This is a genomic window from Aeromonas sp. Lyrl_2 (assembly GCF_051948815.1).
GTDB lineage: Bacteria > Pseudomonadota > Gammaproteobacteria > Enterobacterales > Aeromonadaceae > Aeromonas > Aeromonas veronii.
The window spans coordinates 1-25,240 of the sequence record NZ_JAYJLJ010000024.1; the positions used below are offsets into that span (position 1 = coordinate 1).

22 protein-coding genes and 1 pseudogene are annotated in these 25,240 nt (G+C 52.3%); 13 read left to right on the forward strand and 10 right to left on the reverse strand.

What is annotated here, in order from left to right:
* Together VF684_RS17745 and VF684_RS17750 are read right to left on the reverse strand one after the other, a co-directional pair.
* The coding region (locus VF684_RS17745) for a helicase RepA family protein (RefSeq protein ID WP_440174354.1) at positions 1-665 on the reverse strand (665 nt) is incomplete at its 3' end.
* Between the two features lie 587 nt (positions 666-1,252).
* A pseudogene (locus VF684_RS17750) lies at positions 1,253-1,588 on the reverse strand (transposase); the annotation flags it as partial.
* A 126-nt stretch (positions 1,589-1,714) separates the two neighbouring features.
* Between VF684_RS17750 and VF684_RS17755 the strand changes: the two are divergent.
* From VF684_RS17755 to VF684_RS17765, 3 genes are all read left to right on the forward strand, one after another.
* A complete protein-coding gene (locus tag VF684_RS17755) occupies positions 1,715-2,047 on the forward strand; it encodes a hypothetical protein (protein WP_216823798.1) in 333 nt (110 codons plus the stop codon).
* Positions 2,044-5,259: an Eco57I restriction-modification methylase domain-containing protein gene (locus VF684_RS17760; RefSeq protein ID WP_317842135.1), complete on the forward strand. Its 3,216-nt coding sequence runs from the start codon at positions 2,044-2,046 to the stop codon at positions 5,257-5,259. Before VF684_RS17755 ends, VF684_RS17760 begins: the two co-directional genes overlap by 4 nt.
* A 454-nt stretch (positions 5,260-5,713) precedes the next feature.
* The gene (locus VF684_RS17765; protein WP_141712026.1) at positions 5,714-6,043 is read left to right on the forward strand and encodes a hypothetical protein; all 330 of its coding nucleotides are present in this window, start codon (positions 5,714-5,716) and stop codon (positions 6,041-6,043) included.
* Between the two features lie 60 nt (positions 6,044-6,103).
* On the opposite strand, the gene VF684_RS17770 is transcribed toward VF684_RS17765, so the two are convergent.
* The gene (locus VF684_RS17770; protein WP_111873363.1) at positions 6,104-7,750 is read right to left on the reverse strand and encodes a MobA/MobL family protein; all 1,647 of its coding nucleotides are present in this window, start codon (positions 7,748-7,750) and stop codon (positions 6,104-6,106) included.
* 325 nt (positions 7,751-8,075) lie between these two features.
* Between VF684_RS17770 and VF684_RS17775 the strand changes: the two genes are divergently transcribed.
* Entirely contained in the window at positions 8,076-8,372 is a 297-nt protein-coding gene (locus VF684_RS17775) for a hypothetical protein (protein WP_104014146.1), read from the forward strand.
* Positions 8,373-8,456: 84 nt separating this feature from the next.
* Here the strand turns inward: VF684_RS17775 and VF684_RS17780 are convergent, their stop codons facing one another.
* The gene (locus VF684_RS17780) at positions 8,457-9,014 is read right to left on the reverse strand and encodes a hypothetical protein (RefSeq protein WP_069652100.1); all 558 of its coding nucleotides are present in this window, start codon (positions 9,012-9,014) and stop codon (positions 8,457-8,459) included.
* 73 nt (positions 9,015-9,087) lie between these two features.
* Entirely contained in the window at positions 9,088-9,426 is a 339-nt protein-coding gene (locus VF684_RS17785) for a hypothetical protein (protein WP_104014145.1), read from the reverse strand.
* An 867-nt stretch (positions 9,427-10,293) separates the two neighbouring features.
* Here VF684_RS17785 and trhP point away from each other — a divergent pair.
* Both trhP and VF684_RS17795 read left to right on the forward strand, forming a co-directional pair.
* Positions 10,294-11,655 carry a prephenate-dependent tRNA uridine(34) hydroxylase TrhP gene (gene trhP / locus VF684_RS17790; protein WP_139440422.1) on the forward strand — a complete coding sequence of 454 codons (1,362 nt, stop codon included), beginning with the start codon at positions 10,294-10,296 and terminating at the stop codon, positions 11,653-11,655.
* 1 nt (position 11,656) lies between these two features.
* Positions 11,657-11,905, forward strand: coding sequence for a YfhL family 4Fe-4S dicluster ferredoxin (locus VF684_RS17795; protein ID WP_005334896.1), 249 nt, complete (start codon positions 11,657-11,659; stop codon positions 11,903-11,905).
* A 75-nt stretch (positions 11,906-11,980) separates the two neighbouring features.
* On the opposite strand, the gene VF684_RS17800 is transcribed toward VF684_RS17795, so the two are convergent.
* Entirely contained in the window at positions 11,981-12,373 is a 393-nt protein-coding gene (locus VF684_RS17800) for a DUF1090 domain-containing protein (RefSeq protein WP_376899905.1), read from the reverse strand.
* A gap of 158 nt (positions 12,374-12,531) precedes the next feature.
* Between VF684_RS17800 and VF684_RS17805 the strand changes: the two genes are divergently transcribed.
* Positions 12,532-12,885: a DsrE/DsrF/TusD sulfur relay family protein gene (locus VF684_RS17805; RefSeq protein ID WP_005334901.1), complete on the forward strand. Its 354-nt coding sequence runs from the start codon at positions 12,532-12,534 to the stop codon at positions 12,883-12,885.
* A 174-nt stretch (positions 12,886-13,059) separates the two neighbouring features.
* Positions 13,060-14,142, forward strand: a complete 1,083-nt coding sequence (locus VF684_RS17810) for a diguanylate cyclase domain-containing protein (protein ID WP_043822377.1) — start codon at positions 13,060-13,062, stop codon at positions 14,140-14,142.
* 34 nt (positions 14,143-14,176) lie between these two features.
* Here the strand turns inward: VF684_RS17810 and VF684_RS17815 are convergent, their stop codons facing one another.
* Entirely contained in the window at positions 14,177-15,400 is a 1,224-nt protein-coding gene (locus VF684_RS17815) for an MFS transporter (protein WP_139440420.1), read from the reverse strand.
* A 200-nt stretch (positions 15,401-15,600) separates the two neighbouring features.
* Complete coding sequence (sohB, locus tag VF684_RS17820; RefSeq protein ID WP_069526366.1) at positions 15,601-16,608, reverse strand: protease SohB; 1,008 nt, start codon at positions 16,606-16,608, stop codon at positions 15,601-15,603.
* Between the two features lie 222 nt (positions 16,609-16,830).
* Here sohB and VF684_RS17825 point away from each other — a divergent pair, with 222 nt between their 5' ends.
* Together VF684_RS17825 and VF684_RS17830 are read left to right on the forward strand one after the other, a co-directional pair.
* Positions 16,831-17,586, forward strand: a complete 756-nt coding sequence (locus tag VF684_RS17825; RefSeq protein WP_005334909.1) for a YciK family oxidoreductase — start codon at positions 16,831-16,833, stop codon at positions 17,584-17,586.
* A 127-nt stretch (positions 17,587-17,713) separates the two neighbouring features.
* Entirely contained in the window at positions 17,714-18,628 is a 915-nt protein-coding gene (locus VF684_RS17830) for a LysR family transcriptional regulator (protein ID WP_139440419.1), read from the forward strand.
* A 15-nt stretch (positions 18,629-18,643) separates the two neighbouring features.
* Here the strand turns inward: VF684_RS17830 and VF684_RS17835 are convergent, their stop codons facing one another.
* Positions 18,644-19,816, reverse strand: a complete 1,173-nt coding sequence (locus VF684_RS17835) for an MFS transporter (RefSeq protein WP_139440418.1) — start codon at positions 19,814-19,816, stop codon at positions 18,644-18,646.
* Positions 19,817-19,998: 182 nt separating this feature from the next.
* Between VF684_RS17835 and VF684_RS17840 the strand changes: the two genes are divergently transcribed.
* Both VF684_RS17840 and VF684_RS17845 read left to right on the forward strand, forming a co-directional pair.
* Positions 19,999-21,144: a MalY/PatB family protein gene (locus tag VF684_RS17840; RefSeq protein WP_440174355.1), complete on the forward strand. Its 1,146-nt coding sequence runs from the start codon at positions 19,999-20,001 to the stop codon at positions 21,142-21,144.
* An 81-nt stretch (positions 21,145-21,225) separates the two neighbouring features.
* Positions 21,226-22,647, forward strand: coding sequence for a TAXI family TRAP transporter solute-binding subunit (locus VF684_RS17845; protein WP_139440417.1), 1,422 nt, complete (start codon positions 21,226-21,228; stop codon positions 22,645-22,647).
* A gap of 122 nt (positions 22,648-22,769) precedes the next feature.
* On the opposite strand, the gene VF684_RS17850 is transcribed toward VF684_RS17845, so the two are convergent.
* Positions 22,770-23,684 carry a LysR family transcriptional regulator gene (locus tag VF684_RS17850; protein WP_005353868.1) on the reverse strand — a complete coding sequence of 305 codons (915 nt, stop codon included), beginning with the start codon at positions 23,682-23,684 and terminating at the stop codon, positions 22,770-22,772.
* A 170-nt stretch (positions 23,685-23,854) separates the two neighbouring features.
* Between VF684_RS17850 and VF684_RS17855 the strand changes: the two genes are divergently transcribed.
* Positions 23,855-25,111, forward strand: a complete 1,257-nt coding sequence (locus VF684_RS17855; protein ID WP_005347796.1) for an adenylosuccinate synthetase — start codon at positions 23,855-23,857, stop codon at positions 25,109-25,111.
* Positions 25,112-25,240: the final 129 nt, after the last annotated feature.

Below are 25,240 nucleotides of genomic sequence, written 5' to 3' on the forward strand. Positions count from 1 at the left end.
CTAGAAGAAAGATTTTTCTTATCTTCATCTTTTGTAACAAAATACTCATTATCTAGGGCCGCCTTGAAAGAGTATGCTCCTTTAGCTCCACGATCTATGTCCTTACCAGTATGGTGCACAATTAAAATTGTTGCGCCAGATTTGACCTTTATCTGATCACAGCCAGCAATAAATGCCCCCATATCTTCTGCTGCATTTTCATTTCCAGTGAAGCATCTTGCCAAAGTATCGATAACGATCAAACGTACAGGCACCCCCGTCTCAAACAAGACATCCTCTGTAGCTAAAATCAAATCATCGATATACTCTTGCTTAGACACAAACATAGGCTGAGATATACGATAGAAATTTTTTATATCTTCGCCATTGTTATATTTATTAACCCAGGCATTCATTCTCTTTATCATTCCATTACTGCCTTCCGCAGCAACATAGATAACCGAGCCCTGTTTGACATCCAAACCCTGCCAAGGCTTACCTGTGGCCACTCTACAAGCTATATCGATTATCAAAAAAGACTTACGCGAACCGCTTGGGCCATAGAAACCCGCCAGTGAATTTTCATCTAAAAGACCTTCGACTAAAAATGAATCCTGATCATAATTAACCCGTCCAGCCCCCCTATCCATTGTAACTTTACACTTTCTAGTTTTTACAGACTCCATGCGTCCCCTCTATTAAAAATCATAAATAGACTACTATTATTAGGTGAATTATTATCAACCTCTAGCGATCAGCATTTAAAGGTTAGACATCAGGTAAAAAACGATTATATTAATCCACTCAATAAAGCCCACAAAAGCACGTATATGAAATGTTAAAGACTACGGCTTAGCCATAAAATTTTTATAACGTTAAAAACGTGGCAACGAATTAATAATGCATTGCAGCAATAATAACTGCAACCATTTTTTATAAATTTGCTATGCTTTATGATACTAATGGCATTTAAGATAAATTTATTATAACAAACTGTTGGCTTTATGAATGAACGCGACTGTAAATTACCTATGATGATTTATTTATCAACACAAAATACAATGGCCTCTCACTTATGCAGATAACTACCACGCGATGGTAACTATTCACAACGCTTTGGTTTGACTAGGTTGTTAGCTCTAGGTATCTAATGATTAGGGAAAGTGCGAACAAGTATCCCACGAACAAAAAATGAAAATTTTAGTCATTTAATATCAATGGGTTACCAGTAAATGCTCTCGTGCCATATGACTTATTCGCACCTTCCCTTCCCTAAATCACGGGACATCTGCAAGGCAGACAAGCCTTTCACTGCGTTGGTGAAAATGGCAATCGCACCGAGATACACCTTTAATGGCAGCTTGTGAAACGCAAAGATTGTGCCGCTTGTCACAGAAAACGTATGTTTGCAGTCTTTGCAGCGCCACTGATTGCGGGTGCGGATAAAGTAATGGACGTCCACCACGCCACAACAAGGACAGGTCACAGTTCCGGTATCACCCCAGCGTAAGCTTTTAAACAGTGAAAACGCTTCATCATCTGACATAGCGAACACTTTACGCACAGACAGGCTTCGGGCTTTTGCTGAGAGAAGGAAATGTTGTTTCATTTTGCGCTCAAAACGTCATGTGGTGATGACTTTATTTTATTCATCTCTACATGACATTTCAAGGCGTGCGATGACGATTTTCACAAAATAATTAGTAATGCAGTAATTACAACCATTAATTATTGCATGAATAACATTCGCCATTTATACTCCGAAGCTATGAACTATGAAGAACTCCTCAGAAATATCGGGAAATCCGGCTTAACTATCCGTGATTTTGCTGAACTTTTAGGCATGAACCGCGTGTCTATCTCTAATCTTGCAAAAAAAGAAGAAGTACCTGTGCATCTTGGGATCATTGCCGCCCTTATGGGGGAAATGGCCGAGCATGGGGTAGATTTCCGTCCAGTGATCGCAAAAATGAATATTAAGCCAAGACCAGCGAAGGGTATTGCTGCCAAAGGCGTATTTGGCGGAATGAAAAGTAAATCGATATCAGTAGTTGACGGTGACAAATGAGCCAAAATATAGTTTCTGACAGCACAGCACAGCGTGATGCCTTCAATCACATCTCTGTAAAGCGAAATCGGCCCTGGAAAGGTGAAGAAGAAGTACGGATTGCATGGGTGACAGCATTGGAAGCTGCATTAGGGCTTCACTTTGATGCTGAACGTGCCAAAAAAGATTGCAGTTACAACAACGTTATTATTGAATTCAAAGCCCCTGGTTACTTCAAGTCCTCCAAAAGCAGCGCCAAGTTCAAAGAAGCTACCGATGATCGTTTACTGCCCTATATCAAGCGAGAAGCTGTAAAAGTAGGTATTCCCCCAGAAGACTTTATCGGGATAGCAATTGATGGCGAACACATTTGTTTTGCTCAAGTCCGTGACGATGCCATTGAAACTCAGCATTTAATCCCTTTTTCAGAATATGCGGTTGGCTTGGTGATGCAGGCCATTCGTTCGGAAACTCGACGGGCCGTGTCGATTGATAACTTATTGTCTGACTTCGGCCACGGCTCACGCAACGCACAATCGTTGATGCAGGCAATGGCTAATGCGCTGGCCGATGAACTGGCGGTTGTGGGTAACACCAAAATCAAAATGTTATTTGAAGAATGGAGAACGCTTTACGGACAAGTTGCCGATATGTCCGTGCTGCAAGCTGACGCCATAAGCCGAGAAATGGGCTTTACGTGGCAGGGGCAGCCAGAGCAGGCTATGTCAGGGCGGCTTTTCATCATTCACTCCTACAACTCGCTACTTATAAAGTTGCTGGCCGCTGAAATAGTCTCAGCACATGGCCTGTCCTCCATACAGCAACCTGCACAAGAAATGGCAGCTTTGTTAGATGACGCTGCGTTGCTAGACTCCCTGGCACAGAACATCGAACGCGCAGGTATATTTACACAGGCAGGGATCAACGGTTTTGTAGAGGAAGCTATTTTTAGCTGGTACTTGGATGTTGCACGGAACAAAGTTCACGCACCGTTTATTGTTCCCGCACTTCGCGGCATTTTGTCCGCACTATCACTGTACCGGACGGACAAGTTAAGTCATACCCGTGACGTTTTGCGTGATCTCTATCAAGGCTTGGTTCCTGGTAAACTGCGTCAAAGCCTAGGTGAGTTCTATACACCAGATTGGCTGGTTGATTTTGCGGTTGAAAACGCACAGAACGGTACGTGGCTGAATAAGCGGGTACTTGATCCAACCTGTGGCTCTGGCGCATTTTTGTTAGCAGTCATACGCCGGATGCGCGATGAAGCCATTCAGGAAGGCTGGGATAGTCAACGCATTGTTCGGCATTTGTGTTCGTCAGTATGGGGTTTTGATCTCAATCCGCTTGCTGTGCAAACAGCGCGAGTCAACTTTCTGATGGAAATTGCCGATTTGCTCAAAGCAGCCCCTGGGCAAACACTTGAAGTGCCTGTGCTGCTGGCTGATGCCATATACTCCCCAGCGCCTGATCCGGTGAAAGGACAGGACGTTGTGAAATATCAGATAGGTAGTCAGGTTGCTGGACTGGATATTGCGCTGCCGTCAGCGCTGGCCTTTGACCGCTCACGTTTGGATCATATATTTATCCAGATGGGCGAAGATGTGGAATGCGATCTGGAATACCCACAGTCAGAAGCAAAGCTTATCGCTTCAGGGCTAATGACTCAAAAGGAAGCTACTGAATGGTGTGAACCACTGCAATACACCTACGATCAAATCCTGTCGCTTCACAGGCAACAATGGAATGGTATTTGGTTTCGTGTAGTACGCAACTTCTTCTGGTCAGCAACCGCTGGTCATTTTGACTGTATTGTTGGCAATCCACCGTGGGTACGTTGGTCTAAGTTGCCAGATGCGTATCGTGAGCGGGTAAAGCCAACATGCGACCATTACGGCATTTTCTCAAAGAATAAGCGTCACGGTGGCAATGAGTTAGATATTTCCGCCATGATCACGTATACAACCGCTGATAAGTGGCTAAAGGCCGATGGCCGTCTGGTTTTTGTGATCACGGGCACGGTATTTAAAAATCCTTCATCCGCTGGGTTCAGAACCTTCATGTTAGAGCCGTCTAACCCAAAATCAGCCTACTTAACACCTGTATGCGTGGATGATATGAAAGGCTTAAAACCCTTTGATGATGCCTCCAATCACACGGTAGTTGCTGTGTTTAACAAAACAAGCCAGTCAGGACAGTACCCAGTACCATACCGACTGTGGAGCAATAAGGCAGGAACAACCCGAAACATTCCCACTCAACTGAGTTTGGACGAAGTAAAGCAGCGTATTGCCATTGAAGTGAAAGAAGCTATCCCTGTGGGTGAAACGGGTTCGCCCTGGGCCGTGTTGACTCAAGGACGTCATCACGTCTTAAAGTCCATTTCAGGCCAGTGTTCCTGGACGACTGGACGCAAAGGCATTACGCCAGATTTAAACGGCATTTATTACGTGCCAATTGTTGATGCCAACCACTCGCTTGTTCAAATTCGTAGCCGTCCAGATGCGGGAAGGAAAGATATTGGCCAAGCAAGAACAGCGTGGGTCGAACCCAATTTGCTTTACCCTCTACTTAAAGGGGCCGGTGATTTTGAAGCGTGTTACTTAAAACTGGCAGATCCGGCCAGAGTAGAAGAAAAGCTGTATACCTTTGTGCCTAATCGTGGCATCGACAAAGAGGAATATTCATCAAGCGCGATGCTGATGAACTCGCCGGAGCTAACAAAAACCAAGGCGTGGTTCTCCAGCTACAAAGGGCTTTTGACTGAACGGTCAACCTATCGCCGCCAAATGAAAGGCGCACCATTTTTTGGCGTCTATAACGTGGGCGAGTACACCTTTATGCCGTGGAAAGTGGTGTGGCCTGAAATGTCCAGCCGCTTTTACGCTGCTGTTGTTGGCGACGCCGAAGTGCCAGTTGCTGGAATGCGGCCTTACGTGCCAGACCATAAGGTGTATTACTCAGCCTTTGAGCGGAAGGAAGAAGCATTTTACCTGTGTGGTTTGCTCAACACGCCAATGGTTGCGGAATGGATTGAAAGCCATACCGTGAACATCCAGGTCGGGAATATCTTTAAGCATACTCAGTTGCCTGAATTTGACGCTGGCAATGCGGATCACATTCGCCTGGCCGCTTTAACGGAAACCGCACATGCAACACATGATGCGGCAGAACGAGCTGAGATTATTAACCAAATAGCAGCGCTCGGAGAGGAGATTTTGCATCATGCTTAACTGGCTGTTCAACTGGAGGCTTAAGGAAGGTGCGAATAAGTCATATGGCACGAGAGCATTTAATGGTAACCCATTGATATTAAATGACTAAAATTTTCATTTTTTGTTCGTGGGATACTTGTTCGCACTTTCCCTAGGGAAGGTGCGAATAAGTCATATGGCACGAGAGCATTTACTGGTAACCCATTGATATTAAATGACTAAAATTTTCATTTTTTGTTCTTGGGATACTTGTTCGCACTTTCCCTAGAATCCAAGAATACTGCTGATTTATATTTATTATGCTTTTATAATTTTTACGAGGAATGTAATACCTTACATTCCTCGCAACTAACCGAAACTTGAGGTAACGAGATAGATATTTTCATCAAAAAAAATACCCATCTCCGTCAACTTTGAAGAAAACTCAATTAAGCCAATAAATAAAACCAACATCAACAATGGGTAGCATTCTATGAAAAAGAAAAGTTCCGATATTAATGTCACGAATTTTTATGAATTTGAAAATATTCTAACTAGGTTCAAGCGCGCAAAATGTGAAGAGACGTTGGATTTGATGTATTACGGTGCGATTAAAAAAGTGAATGAAAGCCTAAGTGGTAAGGCCCTGTTCAATGCTCATATTGCAATTGAAAGAGCCCTCGATCAATGCCAACAAACATTTGATAAATCACAAGTAGGTCTAAATAGAAAGGTTAACTTTATATTGAAAGAAGCAGACGATTTATCTAAAAAATATAATCCTGAAGATGAATTAAGACGGCTTCTTTCTAGCATTACTTAACAACGATTTACTTTTAATGTTATCCATATACTACTTGGATGAAATGTGTGCTCTGATGTTCTACCACTCGATTACGTCTCCTTTGTGTTTTAGGATAAACCTGATAGTTGGTGTGCTTGTTATTACATTCTTTGCATACTTCTCAGCATTTTCAGGTAAAGCCGGACTAAGTTCGATAATAGCATTTATAATCATTTTTTCACTATACCCATTCTTTATCATTATCTCTGCAAATGTAATATCACATCGTTCTAAATTTGCATTAAACTTATTCACTAACGGTTGATAAACTTGGATACACTTATCTATAAAACTCATTTTCTTGTAAGGGGTATGAGTCCAAGCAGTTATTCTGGAGAGACGAGTCATCCTGTTTTTTTTAATTTCTATTCTTTTTTGTACTTTTTCTATCATTTGTTTGCCTCGTTTTGCAATTAGACCTGTAGCTTGAATACATCTAGCAAAAAAGCTCTCCCCATTTTTATGGAAATTAAAACCTGATAGTTTCCCATACTTACTAGATGACACATCGATATTAAACTCTTCTTCTAATAAATGAGCCGCCTCTCTTGTTATTTCTGGCTCTAATACTTCTGCTATTTTAATCCAAGCATCATATACCCCACGACGAGTTTCTATTATTGCCGCAGCATTCAAACCTGCATCATGCAAAATTTTTAGTTTGCTAGCACTTACGTCAGAAACAATAAGCATTCCAGCGTTATCTGATATTGATGGTTTGATCAAAATGTTGTGTTTATCTACATTTTCTTTTAATAGAATATGTATGATTTTTTCAGTCTCATTCATGTGCAAATCTTTAAATTCATTTTTATTTTCTATTTTTATATCTATTTTTTGACCACAAATTGCTTTCACTTGCTCTAACATATAACCAATTGCTTTTTCTTCCGTCAAAATTTTTTCAATTGATAGCTTGTCATCGATATAATTTATTTCTCTTTTTAATCTCTCCATCTCACTGATAAGAAGACCTCTTTCTTTATTAAAATCGAATCTATTAGTTGCAATTCCCCTCCGCTTCATAGCGACTGATTTCACGCCTAGATGTGTTGTAGGAAGTCTATCTATGCCTTGTGCAGCTAAGGAGCGGTGATCCACTCTGACCTTTACACCAGCCTTTTCTAAGGCGGAATTCTGCATGTCAGCCCAATTTTTTCTTAATTCATTAAGCCATTCAGTCTCCCTAGTTACTTTTGATTTCTCTGCGCCGCCTTTTTTAGGATTTTTTTTATTATATCTCTTGAAATGTGTAGCTGCTGTTCGCTCTATTCCATCGCTTATACGTTCATTGAAAATAAGATGAAAATGAGGATTGTTAGGTTTACCAATGTCCTGTGACTTACCTTCATGTATGCCTAATGACCATGGGAACCCTTCTTTCTCAGTGACACATCTTACAAAAGATTTAACTAATTCCTTTTGCTGCTCAATTGTAAGTTCATTAGGAAGTGAACACTCAATCTCTCTATATACTCGTGAATTACTTCTTTCATAAAGATCTGCCGCATGCCAAAACTCTGAATCACTTTTTGCCCAATGAGGAATATTTCCACAGTCTGAATATAACAACTCATTATTTTTCTTGGCATACTTATTCTCACGCTTAATATAATCGTTTCTTATCTTGCCAGATTTCCCTGCTTCCTTGCTGCCATTAGTCAATGATAGATGATAATTTGCCATTTTTTTCCAATTTATTTTTATTTTTATTTTTATTTTTATTTATCTAAAAGCAGATTTTTTCTTTCTGCCATATCCTGACTTTGATTTTGACTTGAGCACCGTTTCTCCGCGAAGCAGGAGAAACGAGTAAGTGCGCACCATGCGGTGATAAGAGCTTTGATATTCAACACACGTATCACCCTTATACTTCCTATGTTCCAGCTCTTGAGATTAGGCAAATTAATTTATTTAATAGATTTTTTATAATTTAAGGAAAATAACTATTGTAATATTTACTAAAGCAATGTTATTATTTAATAAATAAATAGTCAACGGGTTTGTTGATATGTATAAGAATAATAATAATCCGTCAAGAATTGAACGTTTAGAAAAAGAGAAGGCTGAATTAGCCAGTAAGATTGCACTCCTAAAAAATCAAGAAAAGGAGAGTAAAAATAAAGCTGATCTTAGGAAGAAGATTCTTATCGGCTCAATGGTTGTTGGCTTGATGTTGAAAAATGAAACGTTAAAAGATCAGATTACTGCACGCTTAGATAAATTTCTTACAAAAAATATCGATAGAAAACTTTTCGATCTGCCACTTACTAATAAAGAACGACAAGAGGATAAAAATTCGTTTTAGATGTAAGCATTAAAACTGTTACTCTCCCCCCCCCTTTCATGCAATCAGGATAGGGAAAATAACAGTTTTATATCTCCATATTCCTCATACAACTACCGACTCATTTATCAACATATTGAGCATTTCATCATCCAGATAGCGGAAGGCCAAATAGTCATCTAATGGATAGAAGCCTAACTTTCCTAGCTCCTCAGTCTTATACTCGTCATTAATTCCAAGCCAATCACAGAATGACCTCCAGTTCGGTAGCATGGCAAAACTAAATTTCATTTCGCATTGTGTTAGTAATTCCCTGATCATACGCAGCTCAGTACCTATATATCTATAAGGTGCGTTCATCACAACATCATCAATGATCACGCATTGCTCTGGGCCAATGAGTCCTGAGGAAATAAATTCTGATAAAGTTGCGATTTTATGTTGATCATCAAGCAAATACTTATGAAGACGGCCAATATAATTATCTTCTCTTACAAGCCAGGCTCTAGCCGTATTAAGTTCAAACGCGGCACCGAAATTATAAATTGTATACTTGAGATGCCCGATCACCTTTTCTCTTAGCTCAATTTGACGGGTAATATGTGTTAAAAATTGGTTATCTCCAGTTTTACTGACTACGTTGTCAGATAGTTTCACTGTCATTTTATCTTCCTTATTAATTAGCCGCTTTATCGTATGCTATAAAAACCCCTGGGCATCTTGCTTAAGATAATTTTTAATGTAGCGGTTTAATGTATTCATCACCCATGCATCGAGGCTCAATTAACTCATAGCAATCGATGTCTGGGTTTGATTTTTTAAAATTCAAGATCTCTTTATTGAGTTCGTCGTTACTATCAATAAGAAAAATGTGATAAAGCAAAGCATCAATTTCAGCATTTAAATCATCATACTCCTCACTTGATAAGCTAAGGATCTTATACTCTTCTATTTTTTTTTGTTTCTTTTCCAATTCATTAATCAAATTTCGATAATAATTCTCATTTCTTAAAACTCGAATCGCATTTTTTCCATTAACAGTTTTATAATACTCAACTTCTACTTTATTTTTCATTCAATACTCTTTTTATATATTTCCGCTGCTAGAGCGCAGCGAAACCAGGCCATAGTTGCATTTACTTTATATAGTTATTGAGAAACATTTCAATGTATATTATATGCACAACAGATCTAAACTAAGCACCGCTGATAAAAACTCAAAGCTACGAAAAACTTGCTGAGTGATGTTGCATGTTATTATTATGTATGTTTTATACTATAACATCAATGAGTTATTTGATTCAGAGTGATATTAATTTACTAGCCAGTTTTAAATAACTATTTATATTTATAAAAACTCATTTTGTTAAAATATGACAAAACTAATATTTATATTATAAATATATGATTTTTTATCTACCTGATAGTTTGCAACTAAAAATTTAATAAGATAAGGGCTAAGCATTCTGTTTATGTAAACTGCAAGCTATAAACTCACTGAGAGAACAAGTACATAGTCGCTGGGCTTTGAGGGGAGACATCATTCCGACTCCCCGAACAAGCCAGCAGCCAAGCGTAGCGCGGCAATTCTCAATGACAGCAACCCCACTCTATGGTCAAGGATCTTGGGGTGAAACAGCTACAGACGCATATTTTGCCTCTAAGGCCGTTTCATCAGACCACATGGTGATGCCACTACATGCTGCTAAGAGAAGATAGCCAGCATAACGCGGTTGCTTCTCCTTCATAAGATTTGAAAGCTGCACTATCGTCACCTGTCGTGAAGTGACTGACGGTGGGTTTTGATGATAAAATATTACTGTTTTTGAATACCCAAATTATACACGACTATACACGCCTAAAAAGCTTGATTAAGTCATTGATTTAACAGCAGTACTACTGTACTTGCTCCTGATTTGCAATCAGATATAAAGAGTCCGCCATGTTTAAACCAGAATTGCTCTCCCCCGCAGGTTCCCTCAAGAACATGCGTTACGCCTACGCCTATGGCGCCGATGCCGTCTATGCCGGCCAGCCCCGCTACAGCCTGCGGGTGCGCAACAACGAATTCGATCACGAAAACCTGCAGCTGGGCATCAACGAAGCCCATGAGCTGGGCAAGCAGTTCTATGTGGTAGCCAACATCCAGCCCCACAACTCCAAGCTCAAGACCTTTATCCGCGACATGCGCCCTGTGGTGGAGATGAAGCCGGATGCGCTGATCATGTCTGACCCAGGTCTTATCATGATGATGCGTGAAGCCTTCCCGGATATGCCCATTCACCTCTCGGTGCAAGCCAACGCGGTCAACTGGGCCACGGTGAAGTTCTGGCATCAGATGGGCCTGACCCGCGCCATTCTCTCCCGTGAGCTGTCGCTGGACGAGATCGAAGAGATCCGCATGCAGGTGCCGGAGATGGAGCTGGAAGTGTTCGTCCACGGTGCGCTGTGCATGGCCTACTCCGGCCGCTGCCTGCTCTCCGGCTATATCAACAAGCGTGACCCCAATCAGGGCACCTGCACCAACTCCTGCCGCTGGGAGTACAAGGTGCATGAGGGCAAGGAAGATGACGTGGGCCAGATCGTCCACCGTCAGGAGCCCATCGCCATTCGCCCGGACAACACCCTGGGCCTTGGCAAACCGACCGATGCGCTGGTGCTGCTGGAAGAGTCCAACCGCCCGGGCGAGTACATGAGCGCGTTCGAGGACGAACACGGCACCTACATCATGAACTCCAAGGACTTGCGCGCCGTCGAGCACGTCGAGCGACTGACCAAGATGGGCGTTCACTCCCTGAAAATCGAAGGGCGCACCAAATCCTTCTACTACTGCGCACGTACCGCTCAGGTTTACCGCAAGGCCATCGATGATGCGGTGGCGGGTCGTCCGTTCGATCGCAGTCTGATGGGCACCCTCGAAAATCTGGCCCACCGCGGCTATACCGAGGGCTTCCTGCGCCGTCACAACCACAGCGAATACCAGAACTACGACTACGGCTACTCCGTCTCCGACACCCAGCAGTTTGTCGGCGAAATCACCGGACGCAAAGGTGACATGGTCGAGGTCGAGGTAAAGAACAAGTTCCTGGTGGGCAACAACCTGGAGCTGATGACCCCGCAGGGCAACGTCCGTTTCAATCTGGAGCAGATGGAGAACCGCAAAGGGGAGCTTATCGACACCGCGCCGGGCAACGGTCACGTGGTCTATGTGCCGGTCCCGAAAGATCTGGATGTGAACTACGGCATTTTGCTGCGCAATCTGGGCGACAGCCAGGATACCCGCAACCCGCACACGGCGGCCTGAAATGGCGCTGCTCATCACCGACAAGTGCATCAACTGTGACATGTGCGATCCCGAGTGCCCCAACCAGGCCATCAGCCTGGGTGAGGAGATCTACGAGATCGACCCCAGTCGCTGCACCGAGTGCGTCGGTCACTATGAGAAGCCGACCTGCATCAGTGTCTGCCCTATCGACTGCATCATCTGGGATCCCGCCCACGTGGAGACCGAAGATCAGCTGATGGAGAAGTTTGTGCGGATGCACAGGCAGTAGCTGATGCACAGACCGTAAAACGAAAAAAAGGCCGAGCAATCGGCCTTTTTTGATCCTGCGTGCAGCGGCTGGGCATCACTTGCCGACCAGCCGGATCAGTTTGTCCAGCTCACGCTGGGCCTCCAGCATACGGGTCTGGGACTCCTCCAGCCTGGCCTGCCGCTTGGCAATCTTCTCCGGTTTGCCACTGACTCTCGCCTCCTGCAACTCAAGCAGACGCTCATCCACCTCGCCACGCAGTTTGTTAACCCGCTCTTTCTGCTCCTTGAGCAGACCTTCATCGGTACAGTTGGCCTTGATATTGCGCGCGGCCTGTTCCTGCCCGGCAATCTGCCCGGCGTTATTGTGTGCTTTGGCAAACACCAGCTGGTCGTTGAAGGCCTGCAGACGAGCCTTGCAACCGACCGCCTCACTGCCAAAGGCCTGACCCGCCAACAGCAGCAAGCCGGCTCCCAATACTTTCCACATCTCGATTCATCCGGTCTTGTTTGCGAGCTGACCATAAAAACCTCGATCGGCAGCAGGGTCAAGCAAGCGGGAAAAAGGTGCGACAGAAGTTGTGCAACATCACGCAATTGCCACCCTGTTGGCTCTACAATGGCGCTCTTTCCAATCGGGAGTCTGTTATGAATCAACAAATTGTGGTTATTGCCAACGGTGCCCCCTATGGCAGCGAATCCCTGTTCAACGCCCTGCGCCTCGCTATCGCCCTCAACGAACAGGGTGGTGCCAGCCTGAAGCTGTTCCTGATGTCAGATGCGGTGAGTGCAGCGCTGGCCGGTCAGGCACCGGCCGAGGGGTACAACCTGCGCCAGATGCTGGAGATCCTGCTGGCACAGGGCGTCACCATTCGCCTGTGCAAGACCTGCACCGATGCCCGTGGCATCACAGCCCTGCCGCTGATCGAGGGCATTGAGGTCGGCACCCTGCCGATGCTGGCCCAATGGACCCTGGCTGCCGACAAGGTGCTGACGTTCTGATCACCCCCTCCGGATCTCTTGCCCCTTTAGCCCTCACCTGACCCTCCATGGCCCCCGCCACGCGGGGGCATTGCGCGCGCCCCAGCCTCACTGACTACACTATCAATTGCCACGCCTGCTTGTTTGTCCCACCTCACGGACAGCGTAACGCCCAGTAATAAACCGAGGACGACGATGAATCCGACCGAACAGACCCTGCTTGAGCAGATGAGGATCACCGACTTTGAAATTGCCCATCGCAAGGAGTTATTGCTGCTCAATGAACAGGATGTGGCGCGGTTGGCAAGTTATTGCAGCAAGATAGAACCACGGATCGACGCCCTGGTGGATCGCTTCTACCAGCAGCAGACAGCCATTACCGAAATCGCCCTGTTGATCGGGGATGCCGATACCCTCATACGGTTGCGCACCGCGCAACGGCGCTATGTGCTCGATCTCTTCAGCGGCCATTACGATCTGGAGTACGTCAACAACCGGCTTCGGATCGGGCTGGTTCACAAGCGGATCGGGGTCGAACCCAAGCTCTATCTGGCCGCCATCAACACCCTCAAAGCTCTGCTGATCGAGGATATGTTCGAGCAGATCCGCGATGAACCGGAGCGCCTCGTCATGCTGGCCGCCCTGGACAAACTCTTTCTGTTCGACATCACTCTGGTCTTCGAAACCTACATTCGCAGTCTGGTGTCGGAAATAGAGTCCTCCAGAGAGAAGTCGGAGAACTATGCCAAGAGTCTGGAGCAGAAAGTACGCGAGCGTACCAAGCAACTGGAGGAGCTGAACCGCACCGATGCTCTGACCGGATTGCTCAACGTTCGCCACCTCAACGAGCTGTTGTTGCTGAGCCTGCGCACCTGTCAGCGCCGTGCCGAACCCATGGCCATCGCCTATCTCGATATCGACAACTTCAAGCAAATCAACGATACCGAAGGTCACCAGCGCGGAGACGAGATCCTGCGCATCGTCGGCAACTGCATCCGTCAGGTCTTTCGCGCCGAAGACAGCTGCTTTCGTTATGGCGGAGATGAGTTCTGCCTGATCCTGCCCAACTGCAACGAGAGTCAGGCGCGGGATATCTATCTCAAACGATTGGTCAACACCGTCAAGGAGCAGCTGGGCGATCTCACCCTCAGTATCGGCATCGTGCAGACCGGGCCGGAGCACTACGACGACGGGCTAAACCTGATCCGGCTCGCCGACGAGAGGATGTACGCAGCCAAGAAGGCGCTCAAAGAGAAGACGCCGGGTAGCACGCACTGAACATTCAGCATCACAGATCCCCGCATTAACCGGGTCAGCTCCGCTCAACCACAGACGTGGCCACAGCGGGACGCTGTACTCTGGCACCCCACTCATAAAGCGCAAAAATCGCCACACAAAGCAGCGCCATCAGCACATAGAGCAACTGACCGCTCCACTGCTCGAGGATCCAGCCTCCCAGCAGGGCGCCGGCAGCCCCTCCCAACCCGGCCAGTGCGCTGGCACCAAAGTAGCTCCCCTTGAGGTGGGTGGGGGCCATCTGGTCGATCAGCACGTTGAGCAGGGGGAACAGGATGGTCTCGCCAATGCTGAGCAACAGCACGGCGCCAAACCAGTGGCTGCGCACCATCGGGTCCCCCAGCGCAAAGAGCAATTGGGCCGCCAGAAAGAGCGCCATGCCGATATGAAGCCGTACCCGCACCGGCCAGCGTGACAACAACCGCAGCAACGGAAACTGCAGCAGCACCACGGTCAGGGCATTGGTCGCCACCAGCAGGGCAACCAGCTCGGCCACCTGCGGCATACCGGCTCGGGTCAGGTATTGCACCAGCGGCGAGTGAAACTGGGAGTAGACCAGCACCATCAGGAGATTGGCCATCACCAGCAGCAGGAAGGCGCGATCCGCCAGCAACACCTTGATGGCATCCCGCAAGCCGGGCCCGGCAGTCCCCGGCTTGCCTGTGCTGCCAGCCCGGCGAAATCCCCAGCCAAAGGCCAGCGCCAGCAGCAGATAGCTCACCACCAGAAACAGGAAGGTCTCCTGCTGGGCGTTGATCCCGAGGGTCACCCCCAGTAGCGGCCCCAACGCCGCCCCCAGGTTGAGCAGAAAATAGCGCAGGTGCAGTGCCAACTCCCGCGCCTTGGCCGAGGCCAGACTGTCGGCCATCAGCGCCTTGCCGGGGGCATCGATGAGCCCCGACGAGAGACCGCTGCCCATCACCCCGACCCCGAGCCAGAACACCGCATGGGAGAAACCGAGCAGGGCGAAACAGATCATCGCCACCAGACAACCGGCCAGCAGTATGCTGCGCCGCCCGAAGCGATCAGAGAGCCAGCCGCCGTAGAAACTGACCAGGGTAGAGAGGGCCATCGAGCCACCCAGCAACAGGCCGATGAAGGTGGCCGAGAGGGCATACTCCCGATAGAGCAGAATGGAGAGGAAGGGCCACACCATGTAGTAGCTGGTACGCACCATGAAGGTGCCCAGAATGACGATCCAGACCAGCGGGGTAAATTGCCTGAAGGTGCTCCATGACATCGCTATGCTCCATGCCCCGTAGCTCTTACCACAAGATCCTGTCATAAACGGGGAAAGCATTCAGTTGTAACAGAGGGCCTCAATGGAAACAACCCTCGCTCACCAACAAGGTGCAACCGGATGCAAAAAGGCCAGCCGGAGTGGTCCGGCTGGCCTTTTTATCACGGGATTTCCCTCGGGCTAGCGCCAGAGGGCCAGGCTTAGCGCCAGGGGCTTTGCTGCCACAGCCGCCCTAATCCCGCCTCCAGCGCCTGAGCGCCCTGCTGCCCCAGCTTCTGGGTCAGGCTTTTTGGCTTGCGATAGCTGATGCCGATCACCTTGTGGTGGCTGGCCTGCGCCAGCAGGTAGTCATCGCTGGTGCAGAGGGTATCCACCAACCCCAGCCCCTTGGCCTGACTCGCCAGCCAGTGCTCGCCGGTCGTGACCTGATCGATATCGAGTTGCGGGCGGTGTTCGACCACAAAGGCCTTGAAGCGCTCGTGGATCGCCGCCAGCTCCTCACGAAACTTCTCGCGCCCCAGATCGTCGTTCTCGCCGAACATGGTGATGGTGCGCTTGTACTGCCCAGCGGTGTGCATCTCGAATTCGATGTCGTGCTTTTTCAGCAACTTGTTGAAGTTCGGCAGCTGGGCGATCACCCCGATGGAGCCGACGATGGCAAAGGGGGCAGCCAGGATCTTGTCCGCCACACAGGCCATCATGTAGCCACCGCTCGCCGCCACCTTATCGATAGCCACGGTGAGCTTGATGTCACGATCGCGCAGTCGCTGCAACTGGGAAGCGGCCAAGCCATAGCCATGCACCACGCCGCCACCGGATTCGAGTCGCAGCAGTACCTCGTCGCCGGGCTGGGCGACGCCAATCACCGCGCTCACCTCCTCGCGCAGGGAGGCCACCTCTTTGGCATCCATGCTGCCGTTGAAATCGAGCACGAACAGGCGGCTGCGCTCATCACCGGCCTTGGCGCGCTTTTTCTGCTCCTCTTTCTGCTGCTTTTCCATCACCTTGCGCTCGGCCTTGCTGGCAAGCGCGCTCTTGAGCGCAAACTGCCCCTGCTCCAGCTCGCTCGAGAGATCGGTCACCACCAGCTCACCCTTGCGCGCTTTCGGCTGGCGAGTGCTGACAATCATCAGGATGATGGCGCCGATGGCCAGCAGGAAGGTCACTGTCTTGGCCAGAAACAGGCCATATTCGGTCAGAAATGTCACGATGGACTCCAGAATGGATCGGTTTTCGTCACATTCTAGGGAGTTTGATGGAGGCGCGCAAAAAATCGCAGCCAGTGCCAGGAAAAACCAACCCGAGCATCACAACCTCTCTATTTTCTTCACATTTTTCTTGCCGCTGGCTGGTCAAACAGGCGCGCGGATCAGTACACTTGGCGCCGATTGCCATGCACTTATGGCCGGAATTTGTTAACAGGAGTTGTCATGCTCGATTATCAGGCACCCCGCGATCTGCTCAAGGATAAAGTCATTCTGGTCACCGGTGCCGGCGACGGGATCGGCCGCGAAGCCGCCCTCACCTACGCCGCTCACGGTGCCACCGTGATCTTGCTCGGCCGCACCAGCGCCAAACTCGAAGCCGTGTATGACCAGATTGAAGCGGCCGGTTATCCGCTGCCCGCCATCGTACCGGTGGATCTGAAAGGGGCCACCGCCGCCCACTACCGCGGCATGGCCGAAACCTTCGCCCAGCAGTTTGGCCGCCTCGACGGCGTGCTGTTCAACGCCGGTCTGCTTGGCACCCTCTCTCCGTTTGAACATATTCAGGAGAAGGAGTGGGACGAAGTGATGCAGGTCAACGTCAAATCGGAATTCCTGCTGACCCAGGCGCTGCTGCCGCTGCTGCGCCAGACTGCCAAGGCGCAGGGCGATGCCTCCATCGTCTACACCTCCTCCAGCGTGGGGCGCAAGGGGCGCGCCTACTGGGGCACCTATGCCATCTCCAAATTTGCCATCGAGGGGATGATGGAAGTGCTGGCCGACGAGCTTGAGAACACCGGAGTACGGGTCAATACCCTAAACCCGGGCGGTACCCGCACCAAGATGCGCGCCAGCGCCTTCCCGGCGGAAGATCCCATGAACCTCAAGACTCCGGCCGACCTGATGCCGCTCTACCTCTACCTGATGGGGTCGGACAGCCGCGGCAAAACCGGCCAGACCTTTGTGGCTCAGCCAAAATAAACAGGCGGCCCAGCCCAAATAAATCAATAAAATACCCAGAGTGTTGTGCGGCAGAGGTTAAATTGAATAGGGGGCACAGGCTCCCTGTTCGAACCACTGACCATCCTATCTCCAATCAGGTTGAACTATGTTTCGTCCCAAGAGCACGTTTGAGCAATGGCGGATCTTTCAGGCGGTGGTCGACTGCGGCGGCTACGCCCAGGCGGCCGAGGCGCTGAACAAGAGCCAGTCCTCCCTCAATCATGCGGTTGCAAAGTTGCAGCAGAGTCTGGGGGTGCCCTTGCTGGAGGTGCGCGGCCGCAAGGCGGTGCTGACCCCGGCGGGCGAGATCTTCCTCAAGCGGGCCCGTCAGTTGAGCCAGCAGGTGGAGGAGCTGGAGAATCTGGCCAACAACCTGGAGCGGCAGTGGGAGCCGCAGATCAACCTCTATGTCTCGGCGCTGCAGCCAAGGGATCGCCTCTATCGGGCCTTGGCCAGCTTCTATCCCCGCAGCCGGGGTTGCCGGGTCAACCTGCACGAACGCATTCACTGCCACTTCAACGCCCTGCAACCGGGGGACCTGATGCTCTCCGAGCACCTGCCCGGCGATCGCACCGGTCTGCTGCTGGACGAGGTATGCCTGCTGCCCCTCTGCGCCGCCAGCCATCCGCTGGCGCAAGAGGAGGGGGCGATCCGCAGCGATGTATTGACCAGTCACAACCAGATCAGCCTTCATCCCCCCATTCACCGCTCGGTGGACTGGAACGATGCGGATGACACCGGCTGGAAGGCAACCCACTACCACGAAGTGCTCGCCATGCTGCGCCTTGGCCTCGGCTATGCCTGGATGCCGCGCCATCTGGTAGAGCGGGAGCTGGCGGAAGGTTCACTCATACAGCTGGCTCTGGAGAGCGGCAACGAGCGCCACCTCTACACCTATCTGCTGACCCTCTCCCCCGAATCCCTCGGCCCTGCGACCGAGCTGCTGCTGCGCTGCCTGCGCAACGAATATCAAGGCGAATCAGCGCCGCTCCCGCACGCCCAGCCCCGGCACGATAAATAACAGCCAGATCCTCCGTCAGACGTTGGGCACCCGCCAGCTGGCGGCCAGTGCCACCAGTGCCAATCCCAGCGCCACCATAAAGACCCCGTGGAAACTCCACACCTCCGCCACCACACCGGCGATGGCCCCTGCCATGATGGAGCCGGTGCGGATGCTGTTGGCAAACAGGGTAGTCGCCACCCCGGCTCGCCCCGGCATCAGATCCTGAAAGTAGGACATTCCGATCCCCGCCACGATACCGATGAAGATGGCGTTGAACAGCTGCAAGGCGATCAGAGCGTATTGGTCGGTGAGGGTCACCAGACCTGTGTAAAAGGCCGCGCCAGCCAGCACCGCCAGCAACATCATGGGGCGCTTGCCAAAGCGGGCCGTGTAGTAACCCGCCAGCAGCATGAAGGGGATCTCCAGCGCCGCCGCCGTGCCCATCAGGATACCGGCAAGCTTCTCATCCATCCCGAGCTCCCGGGTGATGTAGAGCGGCATATTGATGAGGTACATGCTGTTGCATGTCCACATCAGGGTGGAGGCGATAAAGAGCGCCCGCACCGCCGGATCCCGCCAGCTGCTGACCCGCTCGCTCTCTTCAGCCATCTTGGGCAGTGGCAGCGAGGGCAACCAGCGCCACACCACCAGGGCACAGAGCAGGTAGGCCAGTGCCGAGGCCAGGTACATCAGCTCGAAACCGTAGCCGATGGCCAGCGCGAAGGCGATGGGCGGACCTATGACCCAGGCCAGCGAAAACTGGGCCCGCATCACAGAGCTGAACATGTCAGCCCGCCGGTTGCGGCTGTCGGAGTACTCCCGCGCCAGCGCAAACAACTGGGGACTGGCAGTGGCCGCCAGCGCCGCCAGCATCACCCCCAGACTCGCCAGCAGCCAGTAGTTGCGGTTCCAGGCAAACAGCAAGGAGAGCGCCACCCCGGCAAAGCAGCAGCGCAGGATCAGTCGCTTGCGATCCCCCTTGTTGTCGGAGCGATGGCCCAGCCACTGGCTGACCAGAATGCCCACCACCGCATTGATGGTATAGAAGAGCCCGACCAGAAAGGGGCGCACCAGCACCTCCTCGGCTAGAAACAGACTTAAGGTAGGCACCTGCAATGCCACCGCGACGCCGGTCATAAAGGTCACGGCAAGAAACGAAAGCGAGACGGGGTCCGGGCGTTTGACCGCCGCTATCGACAAGCTCATAGGGTTACCACTGGTTGGAGGGACGATACGGGCTAACGGGCGGCAGCCGTATGAAAATTCGGCGCCTATCTTATGTCACTATCAAGAGCGGGCTCAAGGATGGCATAAGCAGGTGTGCGCCTTGCGAGGGAGGCCGCGACCCCGTAGAGTGAAAGCCCATCCTGCCAGCACAAGGAGTTCGCATGTTTGATTTTGATCAGGAAGTAGACCGCAGTGGCACCATGAGCCTGAAATGGGACAAGTACAAGGGTCAGGATGTGCTGCCCATGTGGGTTGCCGATACCGACTTTGTCTCCCCCCCGTCCGTGATCGAGGCGTTGACCAAACGAGTTGCCCACGGCATTTTCGGCTATTCACGCCCCTCGCCGCGCCTGATCGAACTCATTATCGAACGGATGGCGACCCGCTATGGCTGGGCAATCGAGCCCGAATGGCTGGTGTTCCTGCCGGGCGTGGTGCCGGGGCTCAACCTCGCCTGCAAGGCGTGGAGCCAGCATGGCCGCGGTATCATCACTCCCAAGCCGGTCTACTACCCCTTCCTGCAGGCGCCGGGCTTCAATGATCGCCCCCTGCTCACAGTGCCGATGATTGAAGAGGCCGGTCGTTGGGTGCTGGATCTGGCAGAGCAGGAGCGTCAGGCTCCCGCCGCAGATCTGCTGCTGCTCTGCAACCCCCACAACCCGGGCGGCACCATCTTCACCCGTGACGAGCTGCTGGCCATCGATGCCATCGCCGCGCGCCACAATCTGGTGATCTGCTCCGATGAAATCCACTGCGATCTGCTGCTGGATAAAAACGCCCGCCACATTCCCTACGGCGCCATCAGTGCACAAGCGGCCGAGCGCTGCGCGGTGATGATGGCCCCGAGCAAGACTTTCAATATCGCCGGTCTCTGCTGCTCCTTCGCCATTATCCCCAACGCCCGTCTGCGCTTCAGGCTGCAGCAGGCGATGCGCGGCATCAGCGCCGACGTCAACCTGCTGGGCTTTGTCGCCGCCGAAGCGGCCTATGAGGGTGGCGAACAGTGGCTGACCGAGCAGCTCGACTATCTGGCGGCCAATCTGGCCCTGATCCAGCAGGCGGTTGCCCGCTGGCCCGGCGTCAAGCTGGCCAGTCATCAGGCGACGTATCTGGCCTGGATCGATGTGAGCGCCCTTGGCCTTGCCGATCCCATCGCCTTCTTCGAGCAGGCCGGCGTTGGCCTCTCCCCCGGCGCCCAGTTTGGCGACGGTCAGTTCGTGCGGCTCAACTTCGGCTGCACCAGGGCACGGCTGACCGACGCGCTGGCGCGGATGGAGCAGGCAATCCTCAACCACGGCAAGCCCTGATCAGCCAGCAACGGGATGGGCAAGCCCCATCCCTTTTTGCCTGTGTCATCAGCCAGCGGTCAACTCAGTCAACGGTCAATTATGTCTCTACGGATCTTGCATCACCTTCTGCTTCCCCTCTGTGCACTCTCTGCGCTGCTCCCCTTTGGCAGCCAGGCGCTGACTATCGGAACGGGCCCGCTCAATGGGGTCTACTACCCGACCGGTGGCGCCATCTGTCGGGTGCTCAATGCCGGCCATGCCCTGCATGGGGACAGCTGCACCGTGCAGAGCACCCGTGGCTCGATGGCCAACCTCAAGGCACTCGACAAGGGGGACGTACAGCTGGCGCTGGTGCAGTCCGATGTGTTGCACCACGCCCTGCACGGCACCGGCCCCTTCAGCGGGCAGGGGGCCAACAATGAGCTGCGCAGCCTGTTTCGCCTCTATCAGGAGTCGCTGACCCTGCTGGCCGCCCCCAATAGCGGCATCACCACCCTGGCAGATATCGAAGGGAAGCGGGTCTATCCGGGCAACAACGGAGCCGGTGAGCAGATCACCAGCCAGGCCCTGATGGCAGCCATGGGATGGCAACCCGGGCAGTTTGCTGCCTATCAACTCAAGTCGGACAGCGAACCGCTGGAAGGGCTGTGCGATGGCTCGCTGGATGCCGCGTTTGTGGTTGCCGGTCACCCCAGTCTGGCGGTCGGCGATCTGATCAGCCGCTGCAAGGTGCGCCTTATTCCCATCGAAGGGGAGCAGATCGACACGCTGCTCAAACAACACCCCTACTACCAGCGCAGCCGCATCGCCGCCAACCTCTATCCGGGGCAGACCACCGCCATCAACAATATCGGTATGAGTGCCGAACTGGTGGCGCTGGCCAGCCTGCCGGACCCCATCGTCCGTACCGTGCGCGATACCCTGCTGGCCCGGGTCAAACAGTTCAGTCGGCTGCATCCCGCCCTTAGCAAGGTGACTCCCGAGCAGTTGCAGGCGCAAACCGAGCTGCCCCTCCATGCGGGAATGTCGGATCAACCGCCAGCTCCCTTGTCACTGACCCCCGAGCAGTTAACCGCGGAACAGCTGACGCCGGAGCCGTTAACACCAGCACCATCGACCTCGGAAGCGGTGCCCACGACAGAGCAGGTGAGTGCCGCCGACGGGACGACAACGCCCATTGAGGCGCCCTCCGACGCGACCGCCACCAGCAGTGCCGCAGTGGCGACAGAAGCCACAGAGGTTAATCCCTTACCCGAAGAGGCGCTCGAGGTCACCCCCGAGCTCACTGCGCCAACCACCGAGGGTGGGAGCGTGGCCCCCTCTGCCGCAGCGTCAACGGCGCCAGCACCATCGGCTGCCGTTTCAACTCAGTTGCCACAAAGCGCCTCTGCGGCCACTGCGCCGCAAGAGCAGGCAACCCAGCCTGCCAGCAGCGCGGTTGCTGACGAAACCCCACCGCAGGATAAAACCGATATACTTCCCTCCCCTGCCACCAGTGCAGCCACACCGCCGCAGCACTGAGTGGTCAGCGCCCACAAATGCATCAGGGCAGCCTCGGCTGCCCTGATTGTTTACGCGCGTTCAATAGTGACAATTGATGGCGGCTTAGTCACCCCGATAGGCCTGCTCACCTTGCCGCCCCGCTACGGCTCCATCACCCGGGTCAGATAGGGGTTGGGCTTCTGGATCTCCTCCTCAACCCAGTGCAGCAACTGCTTGATGGCCCGCGACAATACCTGATTCTGGCGCACCACGTAGCCCAGACTGGTACCGGGAAAGTCGCCGAGGCTGGTGACCGGCGCGGTGAGGTTGAGGCGCGGATGCAGGGAGAAGTCCGGTACGATGGCGACACCAAAGCCCGCCTCGGCCCAATCGAGCTGGGCGTCCACGCTGCCCACCTCCATGATGCGGCAAGGGGGGAGCGCCAGCAGCGGCAGGGACGGGTCGATCAGCGCCCGAGTGCGGGTGTCGTGACCGAGCAGGATCAGGGTCGGCTCGTCGAGGGGATCGCTCTCTCCCGCCACCGCCCGCGCCTGCCAGCGGGCAAGGCCGTGGCCCAGCGCGCACCAGGTTACCTGTTGCAGCTCGGTATAGAAGAGCGGTTCGCTGCGCTTTTGCGCCATGACAAAACCCAGATCCGCCTTGCCCGCCTTGACCAGCTCGGCGGCCTGATCCGAAGTGGTGTTGAACAGAGTGAGGTCGATGCCGGGGAACTCCCGCTTGAAGCGCTGGAACGGCTGGATAAGCAGCAGGCGGGAGATGATGTCGCTGGCGGCGATAGCCAGCGTCCCTTGGCTGAGCTGGTTGAGGGCATTGAGATCGGACTGACAGAGCTGCAACTCGGCAATGGTGCGCTCGGCGCTTTGCAGCAGCCGCTCCCCCGCCTGCGTCAGGCGAAACGGACTGCGCTCGATCAGCCGCACCCGGGTCGCCTGCTCCAGCCGCTTGATATGCAGGCTGACATTGGGCTGGGTCATGTGCAGTTCGGTGGCGGTCTGGCCAAAATGTTGCAACCGGGCCAGGGTGACAAAGGTTTGCAACCAGTGAATATCCAGCATAAGAGTCCCTCAACCCGCGATGTGCGGGGCTTGCTAGGCAAAATCGGGCGGTTTGCCGCTTAATTGGCCATAATTATATGGTTCTCTTATCGGAATTATAAAGATAATTAATTTTTCTAATCCGCATCAGGCTCCTAGGATGGACGCCTAACGTCTTAGGAGAAAGAGTCATGTCGTCTATCGTAGTCGTAGGTGCTAACTGGGGTGATGAAGGCAAAGGCCGCATCGTGGATTATCTGGCAGGTCAAGCTGGCGCCAGCATTCGCTTCCAGGGCGGCAACAACGCTGGCCACACCGTGGTCAACGACCTTGGCACCTTCAAGCTGCACCAGGTTCCGAGTGGCGTATTCAACCCGGATTGCCTGGTTGTCCTCGGCCCGGGCATGGTGATCAGCCCCGAGAAACTGACCGTCGAGCTCGAGGAAGTCAAAGCCTCCGGCGTGACTCCGAAGCTGGCCATCTCTGACCGCGCAACCCTCTGCCTGCCGCTGCACGCACTGGAAGATACCCTGGAAGAGCAACGTCTGGGTGACGGCGCCTATGGCTCCACCCGTCAGGGCATCGCTCCTGCCTACGGCGATCGCGTCATGAAAAAAGCGATCCTGGTTGGCTGGCTGAAACAGCCGGACGTGCTGGTCGAGCGCATCCAGTTCATGCTGGACTGGAAACTGCCGCAGATGAAGGCTATCTACCCCTCCTTCGAATTCACCCAGACTGCCCAGGAGATGGCCGACTGGCTGCTGGAAGTCTCTGCACCCTGGATCGACGCCGTTTGCAACGTCAGCATGCCGCTCAAAGCGCTGCAGGCAGAAGGCAAGACCCTGCTGTTCGAAGCACAGTTGGGCGCTGGCCGTGACCTGATCTACGGTGAATACCCTTGGGTCACCTCCTCCCACGTATCTGGCGCCTACGCCGGTATCGGTGGCGGTCTGCCGGGTCTGCGCCCGGAGCGCGTCATCGCTGTAGCCAAGGCATTCAGCTCCTCTGTCGGTACCGGCACCCTGCTGACCGCCATGGAAAACCAGGACGAGTTCCGCAAGATCACCAACGAGTTCGGTGCCACCACCGGCCGTCCCCGTGATGTCGGTTACTTCGACGCCGTCGCCACCAAGAACGGTGTCGAGCTGCAAGCCGCCACCGAAGTGGCTCTGACCAAGCTGGACTGCCTGACCGGTCTGCCGGATCTGAAGATCTGCGTGGCTTACGAAGGTGCCCACACCGAGAACCCGATTTGGCCGCAAACCGCTGCCCTGAAGCCGGTTTACGAGCAGATGGAAAGCTGGAGCGAAGACATCACCGGTTGCCGCACTTTCGAAGAGCTGCCGCGCGCTGCCCAGCAGTACGTGCTGCGTATCGAAGAGCTGCTCGGCGTACCGGTTCCGATGGTTTCCGTCGGCCCGGGCCGTGACGAGATGATCCTGCGCTAAGCCGCACCTCTTATCGTCAAACAAAAAACCGGCATCCCTGATGCCGGTTTTTTTATGGCTGCTATTTACCTTATCGCCATAAAAACCACCAAAAGGCTCAATTAACTCAACAATCGACCTCAAATTGAG